Origin of the sequence: Lysobacter sp. Root667 (genome assembly GCF_001427715.1) — a bacterium.
GTDB lineage: Bacteria > Pseudomonadota > Gammaproteobacteria > Xanthomonadales > Xanthomonadaceae > Lysobacter.
In genome coordinates, this window is record NZ_LMHF01000010.1 from 226,172 (window position 1) to 238,961 (window position 12,790).

The 12,790-nt window shown below is 66.0% G+C and carries 14 protein-coding genes; 4 read left to right on the forward strand and 10 right to left on the reverse strand.

What is annotated here, in order from left to right:
* The first annotated feature begins 10 nt into the window (after nt 1–10).
* On the forward strand, nt 11–1,327 hold the full coding sequence (locus ASD78_RS08830) for an ATP-binding protein (protein WP_055904380.1): 1,317 nt from the start codon (nt 11–13) through the stop codon (nt 1,325–1,327).
* 233 nt (nt 1,328–1,560) lie between these two features.
* On the opposite strand, the gene glmU is transcribed toward ASD78_RS08830, so the two are convergent.
* Nucleotides 1,561–2,934, reverse strand: coding sequence for a bifunctional UDP-N-acetylglucosamine diphosphorylase/glucosamine-1-phosphate N-acetyltransferase GlmU (glmU, locus tag ASD78_RS08835; RefSeq protein ID WP_056100371.1), 1,374 nt, complete (start codon nt 2,932–2,934; stop codon nt 1,561–1,563).
* 146 nt (nt 2,935–3,080) lie between these two features.
* Here glmU and ASD78_RS08840 point away from each other — a divergent pair, with 146 nt between their 5' ends.
* Nucleotides 3,081–3,464 carry a GtrA family protein gene (locus ASD78_RS08840; RefSeq protein ID WP_056100374.1) on the forward strand — a complete coding sequence of 128 codons (384 nt, stop codon included), beginning with the start codon at nt 3,081–3,083 and terminating at the stop codon, nt 3,462–3,464.
* Between the two features lie 196 nt (nt 3,465–3,660).
* Here ASD78_RS08840 and ASD78_RS08845 read toward each other — a convergent pair whose 3' ends face one another.
* From ASD78_RS08845 to ASD78_RS08885, 9 genes are all read right to left on the reverse strand, one after another.
* On the reverse strand, nt 3,661–4,086 hold the full coding sequence (locus ASD78_RS08845) for a F0F1 ATP synthase subunit epsilon (RefSeq protein WP_055904389.1): 426 nt from the start codon (nt 4,084–4,086) through the stop codon (nt 3,661–3,663).
* A 161-nt stretch (nt 4,087–4,247) separates the two neighbouring features.
* Entirely contained in the window at nt 4,248–5,651 is a 1,404-nt protein-coding gene (gene atpD, locus ASD78_RS08850) for a F0F1 ATP synthase subunit beta (RefSeq protein ID WP_055904392.1), read from the reverse strand.
* Nucleotides 5,652–5,712: 61 nt separating this feature from the next.
* Entirely contained in the window at nt 5,713–6,576 is an 864-nt protein-coding gene (gene atpG / locus ASD78_RS08855) for a F0F1 ATP synthase subunit gamma (RefSeq protein ID WP_055904395.1), read from the reverse strand.
* 111 nt (nt 6,577–6,687) lie between these two features.
* Nucleotides 6,688–8,238 (reverse strand): F0F1 ATP synthase subunit alpha, encoded by a 1,551-nt coding sequence (gene atpA, locus ASD78_RS08860; RefSeq protein WP_056100377.1) that lies wholly within the window; start codon nt 8,236–8,238, stop codon nt 6,688–6,690.
* A 63-nt stretch (nt 8,239–8,301) separates the two neighbouring features.
* Nucleotides 8,302–8,829, reverse strand: coding sequence for a F0F1 ATP synthase subunit delta (locus ASD78_RS08865; RefSeq protein WP_055904401.1), 528 nt, complete (start codon nt 8,827–8,829; stop codon nt 8,302–8,304).
* A 42-nt stretch (nt 8,830–8,871) separates the two neighbouring features.
* Complete coding sequence (locus ASD78_RS08870; RefSeq protein ID WP_055904404.1) at nt 8,872–9,342, reverse strand: F0F1 ATP synthase subunit B; 471 nt, start codon at nt 9,340–9,342, stop codon at nt 8,872–8,874.
* Between the two features lie 88 nt (nt 9,343–9,430).
* Complete coding sequence (gene atpE / locus ASD78_RS08875) at nt 9,431–9,703, reverse strand: F0F1 ATP synthase subunit C (protein WP_055904408.1); 273 nt, start codon at nt 9,701–9,703, stop codon at nt 9,431–9,433.
* A gap of 94 nt (nt 9,704–9,797) precedes the next feature.
* Complete coding sequence (atpB, locus tag ASD78_RS08880) at nt 9,798–10,622, reverse strand: F0F1 ATP synthase subunit A (RefSeq protein WP_055904411.1); 825 nt, start codon at nt 10,620–10,622, stop codon at nt 9,798–9,800.
* A gap of 10 nt (nt 10,623–10,632) precedes the next feature.
* Complete coding sequence (locus tag ASD78_RS08885; RefSeq protein WP_055904414.1) at nt 10,633–10,989, reverse strand: hypothetical protein; 357 nt, start codon at nt 10,987–10,989, stop codon at nt 10,633–10,635.
* A gap of 346 nt (nt 10,990–11,335) precedes the next feature.
* Between ASD78_RS08885 and ASD78_RS08890 the strand changes: the two genes are divergently transcribed.
* Both ASD78_RS08890 and ASD78_RS08895 read left to right on the forward strand, forming a co-directional pair.
* Nucleotides 11,336–11,542, forward strand: coding sequence for a DUF2061 domain-containing protein (locus tag ASD78_RS08890; protein ID WP_055904417.1), 207 nt, complete (start codon nt 11,336–11,338; stop codon nt 11,540–11,542).
* A gap of 287 nt (nt 11,543–11,829) precedes the next feature.
* The gene (locus tag ASD78_RS08895) at nt 11,830–12,639 is read left to right on the forward strand and encodes a YfaZ family outer membrane protein (RefSeq protein ID WP_056100381.1); all 810 of its coding nucleotides are present in this window, start codon (nt 11,830–11,832) and stop codon (nt 12,637–12,639) included.
* The last annotated feature ends 151 nt before the right edge of the window (nt 12,640–12,790 follow it).

Genomic DNA, 12,790 nt, shown 5'->3' on the forward strand with positions numbered 1-12,790 from the left:
GGAGATCGCGATGCGCTGGCGCCGTCTGCCCCTGAGCCTGAGCTTCAGCGCGATCGCGCTGGCGTATCTGATCGTAGGTACCGCGCTCACGACCTGGCTGATCACCCTGCTGCCGCAGCGCTGGATGGCGCCGGCGCTGACCGTGGCCTTGCTGCTGCCTCTGCTGATCTACCACGTCAGGCGTGCGTTCGCGCCGATGAACTCGCTGTTCCGTGCGCTCGCCGGCAGCGTCGCCAGCTACCGCGACGGCGACTACAGCTTCGGCCTGTCCTGGTCCGGCCGCGGCGAACTGGGCGAGCTGGTCGAGAGCCACAACCGCCTCGGCGAGGCCCTGCGCGAGCAGCGGCTGTCGCTGGTGCAGCGCGAACTGCTGCTCGACACGATGGTTCAGAACACGCCGGTGGCGATGGTGCTGATCGATCCGAGCCGGCGCGTCGTCCACGCCAATCTCGCCGCCCGCAAGATGCTGGGCGAAGGGCGGCGGCTCGAAGGCCAGTCCTTCGAGGACCTGCTCATGCGTGCGCCCGAGCCGGTGCGCGAAGCCTTCGAACGCGGCGGCGACGGCATGTTTACGGTCGGGGACGAGGACAACGAGGACATCTATCACCTCGCCCGGCGCATGTTCCGCCTCAACGGCCGCCATCACGAACTGGTGCTGCTGCGCCAGCTCACCGCCGAGCTGCGGCGCCAGGAAGTGCAGACCTGGAAGAAGGTGATCCGGGTGATCAGCCACGAGCTCAACAACTCGCTCGCTCCGATCGCCTCCCTCGCCCATTCCGGCGCCGAACTGTTGCGGCGCGGCCAGTACGACAAACTGCCGACCGCGCTGACCACCATCGAGGAGCGTGCGCGCCACCTGGAAGGCTTCATCCGCGATTACGCGCGCTTCGCCAAGCTGCCGTCGCCGCGGCTGGAAGCGGTGGACTGGTCGCGCTTCCTGGCCCAGCTGCGCAGCCAGGTCGATTTCGTCTACGACGGCCGCGCGCGCGGCCAGGAAGGCATCGCCCATTTCGACGCCGCGCAGCTGGAGCAGAGCCTGCTCAACCTGCTCAAGAACGCGCACGAGTCCGGGTCCAAGCCCGAGGACGTGCGGCTGGTGCTGCGCCGCTCGCCGGGCGCCTGGCGCATCGACGTGCTCGATCGTGGCACCGGCATGAACGAAGCGGTGCTGTCCAATGCCTTGCTGCCGTTCTACTCGACCAAGCGCAACGGCACCGGCCTGGGCCTGGCGCTGGCGCGCGAGATCGCCGAAGCGCACGGCGGCCGCATCGCCCTGCTCAATCGCGAAGGCGGCGGGCTGTGCGTGTCGATGCTGATTCCGGATTGAGCCGCCGCTACGCGAACAGACCACTGTGGGAGCGGCGTAAGCCGCGATATCGATAGTTCGTCTACGGCGACAGCCGCAGCGAGCGTTGCGGCCTATCCGGAATAGGAACATTCCCGCAACTGCGGGTCCGATCGCGGCTTACGCCGCTCCCACAGAGAGCCAATCAATGACCTGGGATGCGCCGGATCGAGAACCAGCGAGCAATCGCCTAGTTCCCGATGCCTCACCAGCCCCTATTCCTTGGGCTTCTTCACCGGCCGCTGCCATCCGTCCAGGGTGACCTGGCGCGCACGCGCGACGGTCAGCTTGCCTGCCGGCGCGTTCTTGCCGATCACCGAACCGGCGCCGATGGTGGCGCCGGCACCGATGGTCACCGGCGCCACCAATGCCGAGTTGGAACCGATGAAGGCGCCGTCCTCGATGACGGTGGCGAACTTGTTCACGCCGTCGTAGTTGCAGGTGATGGTGCCGGCGCCGACGTTGACGCCGCTGCCGATGGTCACGTCGCCGAGATAGCTCAGGTGGTTGGCCTTGCTGCTCACTCCCAGGCGCGCGTTCTTGGTCTCGACGAAATTGCCGATATGCACGCCGTCGGCGAGCACCGTCCCTGGGCGCAGACGCGCATAGGGCCCGATATGGGCCGTGCCTTCGACCACTACGCCGTCGAGGTCGCAATGCGCGCGCACTTCCGTGCCGGGGCCGAGCTTCACGTCTTTGAGCCGGCAGAACGGGCCGATGCGCACGCCGTCGGCGAGTTCGACCCGGCCTTCCAGCACCACGTCGACATCGATCTCGACATCGCGCCCGACGCTGACTTCGCCGCGCTGGTCGTAACGCGCCGGATCGGCGAGGCGCGCGCCTTGCTCGCACAGCGCACGCGCGGCGCGGCGCTGGAACGCGCGTTCCATCTGCGCCAGCTGCCAGGGATCGTTGACGCCTTCGACTTCGAGCGGGTCGGCCACGTGCACCATCTCCGCGGCGCTGAACTCGGCCGCGGCGGAAGCGAACACGTCGGTGAGGTAGTACTCGCCCTGGGCGTTGTCGTTGCCCAGGTTCTCCAGCCAGCGCCGCAGCGGTTCGCCGTCTGCGACCAGGATGCCGGTGTTGACGGTACGGATCTCGCGCTGCTCGTCGTCGGCGTCTTTGTGCTCGACGATCTGGCCTACGCGGCCTTCGGCGTCGCGGACGACGCGGCCGTAACCGGTGGGATCGCCCAGATCGGCGACCAGCACCGCAAGCCGGCCCGGCGCGTCCAGCAGGCGTTGCAGGGTCGCGGGCGTGGTCAGCGGCACGTCGCCGTACAACACCAGCACGCGCGCATCCAGCGGTACGTCCGGCATCGCCTGTTGCACGGCGTGGCCGGTGCCCAGACGCTGCGCCTGTTCTGCCCAGTGCAGATCGGGCTGGTCGGCGAAGGCGGCACGTACCTGCTCGCCGCCGTGGCCGTAGACGACGTGGATGCCGGCGGAGTTCAAGGCGCGTGCGGTCGCGATCACGTGCGCGAGCATCGGCCGGCCGCCGATTTTCTGCAGCACTTTGGCGGTGGCGGACTTCATCCGCTTGCCCTCGCCGGCGGCGAGGATGACGACATGCAGGGGTGCGGCCATGCGGGCTCCAGGAGCGATTGCGCGTTCAGTTGCCAGTGATTCTAGCCGCGCGGGCCCTGCTAGGATGCGGCGGTGCCGAATTCGCCCGCGCTCCCCTCCCGCCGCCGTCCGCAGGCGCAGCCGCGTCCCGCGCGGAGCCGCGCACGATGAGCCTGGGCCGGCAGGGCCGCCACTATCTGATCATCGGCCTGATCCAATGGCTGCTGGATTGGGGCGTGATGGTCGCGCTCAGCCACGCCGGCATGGCGGTGGAACCGGCCAACGTCGCCGGCCGCATCAGCGGCGCGCTGCTGGGGTTCTGGCTCAACGGCCGCATCACCTTCGCCGGCGACGACACCCGTATCGGCCGGCGCCAGTTCGGCCGCTTCCTGGGCATGTGGCTGGCGACCACCGTGGTCAGCACCTGGGCCATGGGTGCGATCGACGACGCGGTCGGCCTGACCTGGACCTGGCTGGCCAAGCCCGCAGTGGAATTGATGCTGGGCGGTATCGGATTCCTGCTGTCGCGGCATTGGGTCTATCGGCGCTGAGGCGCGAGGGACCAGGCCTTCTGCGGGAGCGGCGTGAGCCGCGATCGAATCTCCAGATGCGCCGCCGCCACGATTGAGGCATGGCGGTCGCGGCTCACGCCGCTCCTACCCCACAGCGGGAAGCATGTCCGGGGGCCTGAAACGAGAAACGCCGGCGCGAGGCCGGCGTTTTCGTTCGCGACGCGGTGGCGCGCGATCAGTGCTTCATGTTCTTGCGCAGACGCTCCAGCGCCTGCAGCTGCGCCATGGCCTCGGCCAGCTTGGCCTGGGCTTCGGCCACGTCCATCTGCGGACCGCGGTTGGCCAGCGTACGCTCGGCTTCTTCCTTGGCGGCGCGCACGGCGGCCTCGTCGATGTCCTGGGCGCGGATCGCGGTGTCGGCCAGCACGGTCACGACCTGCGGCTGCACTTCCAGGATGCCGCCGGACACGGCGAAGTCCAGCTGCTCGCCGTTGGGCAGGGTCACGACGACCTTGCCGGGCTTGAGGCGCGTAATCAGCGGAGCGTGGCGCGGCGCGATGCCGAGCTCGCCGATTTCGCCGGTAGCGACCAGCAGCGTCGCCTCGCCGTGGAAGATTTCTTCCTCGGCACTGACGATGTCGCAACGGAAGGTGGATGCCATAAGGAAACGCCTCTATTCATTGTCTCCCTCCCCCGCATCGCGGGAGAGGGCAGGGGTGAGGGCACACGGAGCTTCGGGCGCGAACGTCGTTACCGCAACAGCACCAACCGCGTCGGCACCCTACCCCTCCGCCGCCGGGCGGCAGAGAGGAAAACCGTGGTTTAGCCCACGCCCATCTTCTTGGCCTTCTCGACCGCTTCTTCGATCGCGCCGACCATGTAGAACGCCTGCTCCGGCAGGTGGTCGTATTCGCCGTCGACGATGCCCTTGAAGCCGCGGATCGTGTCCTTCAGCGAAACGTACTTGCCCGGAGCGCCGGTGAACACTTCGGCGACGTGGAACGGCTGCGAGAAGAAACGCTCGATCTTGCGCGCGCGCGACACGGCCTGCTTGTCTTCTTCCGACAGCTCGTCCATGCCCAGGATCGCGATGATGTCCTTGAGTTCCTTGTACTTCTGCAGGGTCGACTGGACGCGGCGCGCGGTGTCGTAGTGCTCGGCGCCGATCACGTTCGGGTCGAGCTGACGCGAGGTCGAGTCCAGCGGATCCACGGCCGGGTAGATGCCCAGGGACGCGATGTTACGGCTCAGCACGACGGTGGCGTCGAGGTGGGCGAAGGTGGTCGCCGGCGACGGGTCGGTCAGGTCGTCCGCGGGCACGTACACGGCCTGGATCGAGGTGATCGAACCGGTCTTGGTCGAGGTGATGCGCTCCTGCAGGACGCCCATTTCCTCGGCCAGGGTCGGCTGATAACCCACCGCCGACGGCATACGGCCCAGCAGCGCCGAGACTTCGGTACCGGCCAGGGTGTAGCGGTAGATGTTGTCGACGAACAGCAGCACGTCCTTGCCCTTGCCCGACGCATCCTTCTCGTCGCGGAAGTACTCGGCCATGGTCAGGCCGGTCAGGGCGACGCGCAGACGGTTGCCCGGCGGCTCGTTCATCTGGCCGTACACCATCGCGACCTTGTCGAGGACGTTGGAGTCCTTCATCTCGTGGTAGAAGTCGTTGCCCTCGCGGGTACGCTCGCCCACGCCGGCGAACACGGACAGACCCGCGTGCGCCTTGGCGATGTTGTTGATGAGTTCCATCATGTTGACGGTCTTGCCGACGCCGGCGCCGCCGAACAGGCCGACCTTGCCGCCCTTAGCGAACGGGCACATCAGGTCGATGACCTTGATGCCGGTTTCGAGCAGGTCGTTGGCCGAGGACTGGTCCTCGTACGACGGAGCCGAACGGTGGATTTCCCAATGATCGGTCGCCTGCACCGGGCCGGCTTCGTCGATGGGGTTGCCCAGCACGTCCATGATGCGGCCCAGGGTGCCCGCACCCACCGGCACCGAAATCGCGTGACCGGTGTTGGTCGCGATCAGGTTGCGCTTGAGGCCGTCGGTCGAACCCAGTGCGATCGTGCGCACGATGCCGTCGCCGAGCTGCTGCTGCACTTCCAGCGTGATTTCGGTGTTGGCGACCTTCAACGCGTCGTACACCTTCGGCACTTCCGCGCGCGCGAACTCGACGTCGACGACCGCACCGATGATCTGAACGATCTTGCCCTGGCTCATGGTTCTTTCCTCAGTAACTTAATGCTGCATGGCGGCCGCGACAGGCGTCCGCGTGTATGGTTTAGACCGCCGCGGCGCCGCCGACGATTTCGGAGATTTCCTGCGTGATCGCAGCCTGGCGGGCCTTGTTGTAGACCAGCTTCAGGGTGTCGATCAGCTTGCCGGCGTTGTCGCTGGCCGCCTTCATCGCCACCATGCGGGCGGCGTGCTCGGACGCGACGTTCTCCAGCACCGCCTGGTACACCAGCGACTCGATGTAGCGCGTCAGCACGTGCTCGAGCACGGTCTTCGCATCGGGTTCGTAGATGTAGTCCCAGTCGTGGCGGGCGACCTGCGTTTCCGGCTCCGGCAGCGGCAGCAGCTGATCGAACGCCGCGCGCTGGGTCATGGTGTTGACGAAGTCGTTATAGGTCAGATAGACGCGGTCGATGTTGCCGGCGCTGTAGGCGTCCAGCATCACCTTGATCACGCCGACCAACTGCTCCAGGTGCGGCTTGTCGCCCAGGTGGGTGACCGACGCCAGCATGTTGACCTTGATCCGGCGGAAGAACACCGAGGCCTTCTGGCCGATGGTGACCACGTCGACCTCGACGCCCTGCTCCTGCCACTTGCGGATCTCGCCGAGCAGCTTGCGGAACAGGTTGTTGTTGAGGCCGCCGGCCAGGCCGCGGTCGGAGGAGACGATGACGTAACCGACGCGCTTGGTTTCCTTGCGCTCGATCATGTACGGATGCTGGTAGTCGGAATTGGCCTGGGCCAGGTGACCGATCACCTGCTTCATCACGCGCGCGTACGGGCGCGACGTCTTCATGCGCTCCTGCGCCTTGCGGATCTTGGAGGCCGAGACCATCTCGAGCGCGCGCGTCACCTTGCGGGTGTTCTGCACGCTCTTGATCTTCGTCTTGATTTCGCGTCCGCCTGCCATTAACTCGCTCCGCTCGTGGGATTAGGGATTAGGGATTGGGGATTCGTACTAGCGGGAGTCGGGCTCGGTTTTGCCGAATCCCGAATCCCGGATCGCGAATCCCGGCCTTACTCACCAGGTCCCGGTCTGCTTGAACTCTTCGATGCCCTTCTTGAAGGCGCCTTCGATCTCGTCGTCCCACGCACCGGTGCTGTTGATCTTGGAGATCAGCTCGCCGGCGGTGTTGACGAAGTGCGCGTGCAGGGCTTCCTCGAACGCGCCGATCTTGGCGACCGGCACTTCGTCCATGTAGCCCTTGTCGACCGCGTAGATCGACAGCGACTGCAGCGCGATCGACATCGGCGCGTACTGCTTCTGCTTCATCAGCTCGGTGACGCGCTGGCCGCGCTCGAGCTGCTTGCGGGTGGCTTCGTCCAGATCCGAGGCGAACTGCGCGAACGCAGCCAGCTCGCGGTACTGGGCGAGCGCGATACGGATGCCGCCCGAGAGCTTCTTGACGATCTTGGTCTGCGCGGCGCCGCCGACGCGGGACACCGAGATACCGGCGTTCACGGCCGGACGGATACCGGCGTTGAACAGGTCGGTTTCCAGGAAGATCTGGCCGTCGGTGATCGAGATCACGTTGGTCGGAACGAACGCCGAGACGTCGCCCGCCTGGGTTTCGATGATCGGCAGCGCGGTCAGCGAACCGGTCTTGCCCTTGACCGCGCCGTTGGTGAACTTCTCGACGTACTCCTCGGACACGCGCGCGGCGCGCTCGAGCAGACGGGAGTGCAGGTAGAACACGTCGCCCGGATAGGCTTCGCGGCCCGGCGGACGCTTCAGCAGCAGCGAGATCTGGCGGTAGGCCACGGCCTGCTTGGACAGATCGTCGTACACGATCAGCGCGTCTTCGCCGCGGTCGAGGAAGTACTCGCCCATGGTGCAGCCGGAGTAGGCGCTGATGTACTGCATCGCGGCCGACTCGGACGCGGTCGCCGCGACCACGATGGTGTGCGCCATGGCGCCGTTTTCTTCCAGCTTGCGCACGACGTTGGCGACCGAGCTGGCCTTCTGGCCGATCGCGACGTACACGCACTTAATGCCGGTGCCCTTCTGGTTGATGATCGCGTCGATCGCCATCGCGGTCTTGCCGGTCTGACGGTCGCCGATGATCAGCTCGCGCTGGCCGCGGCCGATCGGGATCATCGCGTCGACGGTCTTGTAGCCGGTCTGCACCGGCTGGTCGACCGACTTGCGCCAGATCACGCCCGGCGCGACGCGCTCCACCGGCGCGGTCAGCTTGGCGTCGATCGGGCCCTTGCCGTCGATCGGCTCGCCCAGCGCGTTGACCACACGGCCCAGCAGCTCGTTGCCGACCGGCACTTCGAGGATGCGCGCGGTGGTCTTGGCCACGTCGCCTTCGCGCAGGTGCTCGTAGTCGCCCAGGACCACGGCGCCGACCGAGTCGCGCTCCAGGTTCAGCGCGAGCGCGAAGGTGTTGTTCGGCAGCTCGATCATTTCGCCCTGCATCACGTCGGCCAGGCCGTGGATGCGCACGATGCCGTCGGACACGGAGGTGACCGTGCCTTCGTTGCGCGCCTCGGCGGCCAGCTTGACCTTCTCGATGCGGGTCTTGATCAGTTCGCTGATTTCGGACGGGTTGAGCTGCGTGCTTGCCATGGGTGGTTCCCTTGTGCCCGGCGATGACGCCGGATTTGCAATTAAGTTCGTTCTGGTCGCCGGTCAGCCCGCGAGAGCGGTCTGCAGGCGCGCGAGCTTGCCCTTGAGCGAGCCGTCGATCACTACGTCGCCGGCGTCGATCACCGCGCCGCCGATCAGCGACGCATCGACCGCGGTCTCGAGCTCGACTTCGCGGCCGAAGCGCTTCTTCAGCGCGGCCTTGATCGATTCGAGTTCGGCCGCCGGCAGTTCGCTGGCGGCGGTGACGCGCGCCTTGACGATGCGTTCGGCTTCGGCGCGCAGTTCCTCGAACAGGCCCGCGATCTCCGGCAGCAGCGGCAGCCGGCGGTTGTCCGCGAGCAGGCCGAGGAAGCGCAGGTAGGCTTCGTCTGCGCCGTCCATCGCGATCAAGCCGACGGCGTCGGCCGACGACAGGCGCGGATGCGCGATCAGCTCGTGCACCTGCGGGTCGGCGGCGATGCGCGCGGCGAGGGCGAGGCCCTGCGACCATGCGGCGGAGCGGCCGCCGTCGCGCGACAGCGCAAACGCAGCGCGGGCGTACGGGCGGGCGAGTGTGAGGTTCTGGCTCATCAGCTTTGGGCTATCCGATCAGTGCGTTCGCGTCGCGCGCCGTTACAGCTGCGCAGCCAGATCGTCGAGCAGCGCCTTGTGGGCGTTGGCGTCGATCTCGCGCTTGAGCAGCTTTTCGGCACCGCTGACGGCCAGCGTCGACACCTGCTTGCGCAGGTCTTCGCGGGCGCGATTGGCGGAGGCGACGATCTCGGCATCGGCCAGCGCTTTTTGGCGCGTGGCTTCGACGACGGCATCGGTCTTGGCCTGGTCGATGATCTGATTGGCGCGCTGATGCGCCTGATCGATGATCTCGTTGGCCTTGGTGCGAGCCTCGCGAAGTTCCGCATCGGCGCGTTCTTGCGCTTGGATGAGGTCCTTCTGGCTACGCTCCGCGGCGGCCAAGCCTTCGGCGATCTTCTTTTGGCGTTCTTCGATAGCCGCGTTCAGCGGCGGCCAAATGAACTTCATCGTGAACCATACGAGGATCGCGAAGGAGAGCATCTGACCGAAGAAAGTCATGTTGGGATTCATGACGGGTCCTCGACGTTGCTTGCGTTGGACCGGCTTGCGCCGGTCCGGCTTTGTCCGGTCCGCGCGATTAGGCGCGGATCGAGACGGATCAGGCGGCCTGCTGCAGGACGCTGATCAGCGGGTTGGCGAACGCGAAGAACAGCGCCACGGCGAGACCGATGATGAACGCCGCGTCGATCAGGCCGGCGAGCAGGAACATACGGCCCTGCAGCATCGGGACCAGCTCCGGCTGACGCGCGGCGGATTCGAGGAACTTCGAACCCATGATCGCGATGCCGAGGCAAGCGCCCAGAGCGCCGAGACCGATGATGATGCCGATCGCGATGGCGGTCAGACCCTGAACGTTGGCGATGAACTCCATGGTGCTTCTCCTGGTAGAGGTAGTGCTAAACGGTGAAGGGAAACGAATTTGGTTACAGCGGAATGAGGGGTGCAGCTGGGTGACGCGGCTTGAATCAATGGCTTTCGCGGGCGCCTGCGATGTAGACGACCGTGAGGATCATGAAGATGAAGGCCTGCAGCAGGATGATCAGGATGTGGAAGATCGCCCAGGCGGCGTTGGCGATGATGCCGGGGACGATGGTGTAGATGCTGCCCATCAGGCCGGCGATCAGCATGAACACCAGCTCGCCGCCGTACATGTTGCCGAACAGTCGCATCGCCAGCGAAACCGGCTTGACCAGCCACTCGATGACGTTCATCACCAGGTTGACCGGGACCAGCACGATCTTCATGAAGCCGTGCGCATGGAACGGCGCGGTCAGCAGCTCCTTGCCGAAGCCCAGCGCGCCCTTGGCGGAAACCGCGTGGCCGATCAGGATGAAGAACACCGAGGCCGACAGCGCGAACGTCGTATTGAGGTCGGCGGTCGGAACGGCGCGGAAATAGGTGTGGTGCGCGGCTTCGGCGCCGGCGGTGGTGTGAACCAGCCAGCCGAACAGATCCAGCGGCAGCAGGTCCATCGTGTTCATGAACACGACCCACATGAAGATGGTCAGCGCCAGCGGGGTCACCGTGCGGCGATCGCCGTGGAAGGTGTCCTTCACCTGGCCGTCGATGAACTCGACGATCATCTCGACGAAAGCCTGGCCCTTGCTGGGAACGCCGGCGGTGGCCTTGCGCGCAGCGAGGCCGAACCACAGCACGAACACCAAGCCCAGCGCCAACGCGACGATCCACGAGTCGAAATGGAACTGGCCCCCGAACACCTCCGTGGTGTTGTGGGTCAGATGGTGCTTGATGTATTCGTTCAGGCCGCCCGAACCGGTCTGTTCACTCACGAAAAGACACCTATCGTTTCAGAAGATTGGCCAGTACGAAGGCCAGCGTCGCCGCAAGCACCCCGACCAGCATTGGCAGCGGCGGCAACCGGAACACGGCCAGACCCAGCCCGAGCACCAAGAACACCACCACCCACTTGAACATGACTCCGGCCAGCAACCGCCCTATGGCCGCTCCGGCCGGTTGCACGCCGCCCCCCAACGCCATCCAGGCCGCCACGAAAGCACCCGCGAAGACCGCACCCCCGCCGACCGCCGCCGCTAGCGCGAAGCGCGCACCGAGGGGGAGGAAGGCCAGCGCGGTCAGCGCCGTCGCGCCGGCTTGCCAGGCAATCGCGCGCGACGCCAGCCGGCGGCCCGTGGACATTGGATCGTGCACGCGGGTCTCGTCGGTCTGGGGTAGGCGCAAAGCGCCCGGTAGAGCCGCAAAAGTATAGAACGCGTGAGCGTTTCGGGCAACCGCCGGGCGTCACGTCCGCGGCGGGCACCATGCCCCGGTTCGAGGCAGCATCGACGCGTCTTCGATCCATGCGCAGCACTATGCGCCGTAGCCGTAGGCCATTGAATTACCTGGCAGGTCAAGTCTCGCGCGCCATGCGCCGCAAGCCGGCGTCGCGATAGCCATCGACTATGGAAGCCAGCGCGACTATCGATTTGACTTACGGCTACGAAGGTTCACAATCGAGAATAATTCTCATTCATTGACGTCCGCCATGAGCAAGACCCTCAGCTTCGCCTGCGTGCATTTCACCGTCGCCTTCCTGGTGGGCTACCTGATGACCGGCAGCATCTGGGTCGGCGGCGCCTTGGCCCTGGTCGAGCCGGCCTGCAATACCGTGGCCTTCCATCTGCACGAGAAGGTCTGGAAACGGATCGAGCGCCGCCGCGCCGAGACTGCGGCGGCCGCCCTGGCGAGCTGAAAGAAATTGCGGAACCTTTCCGCCCGGGCCCGGTCAGTCTTAAGGAACGCCCTCCGCCACTCTCTCCTCGTCAATGGCAAAAGCAGCGGTGGGCTCCCCGAAGCCCCGGCCTCATCCGCCGGGGCTTCGCCTTTGTGATTTTCGTCACGTTTTTGCGATCTAACTCTTTGAATCGCGCGATTCAAACGCTTGCTTTCACGATCGTTCCACTCCGTTTTCGGCATTGATGGATCCGCTGGCACATCGGTTGTGCCGTGCCGGCCTTCCCCCGATCCGGAGTGCGACTAGTGAATCCCAGAACCCCCCCCCTGACGCTCGCGCTTGCCGCGGCCGGCGTCGCGTTCGCGCGCCCCGCGCATGCCATCGAAGACGATCGCTTCACCCTGCGCCTGGGCGCGATGCAGGTCGACGCGCAAAGCGAGCTGCGCGGCAACACCGTATTCGCCGGCCAGCCGTTCGAATTCAGCGAAGACTTCGACTTCGGCGGCGACGAAGTCGTGCCGCGGCTCGAAGGCCAGTTCCGCTTCAGCGAACGCAACCGCCTGCTCTTCAACTATTTCGGCTACGACAAGGACCGCCGCGCCACGCTGGGCCAGGATCTGTCGTTCGACAACGTCACCATTCCCGCCGGCAGCTTCGCCAAGGCCAAAGCCAAGTTCGAACTGGCCAGTGTGATGTACGACTACGCAGTGGTCGAGACCGACACCGTCAGCCTCGGCCTACAGCTCGGCGTGGAGTACGCCAAGCTCGAGGGCAAGCTCTACGCCGAAGCCGGCGCGAGCACCTACGAAAGCCGCTCCAGCGACGACGGCTATGCGCCCGTGGTCGGCGCGCGCCTGACCGTGGCGCCGAACGAGAACTGGCGTTTCGTCGCCCAGGGCCAGTACCTGGATGCGAGCTGGGGCAACTTCGACGACTACGAGGGCGATCTCAGCCGCGCCAATGCCCTGGTCGAGTACCGCTTCACGCCGAACGTCGGCGTGTTCGTCGGCTACGACTGGTTCAAGCTCGACGTGGACCAGAGCGGCAGCGACGGCGTGCTGGGGTTGGATCAGCGCTTCAAGGGCCCGATGGCGGGCGTGACGTTCGCGTTCTGATCGCCGGAACCGGCGTTAGTCGCCGTCGTTGGCGCATTAGTACCTTCGGCGCTGCACTCCCCTCTCCTTTCCTTCTCCCGCAAGCGGGAGAGGGAAAAGGGGAGTGCCCGTAGCTGCGCTCAAGCGCACCATCGCGGGTGCTCGGCACAGT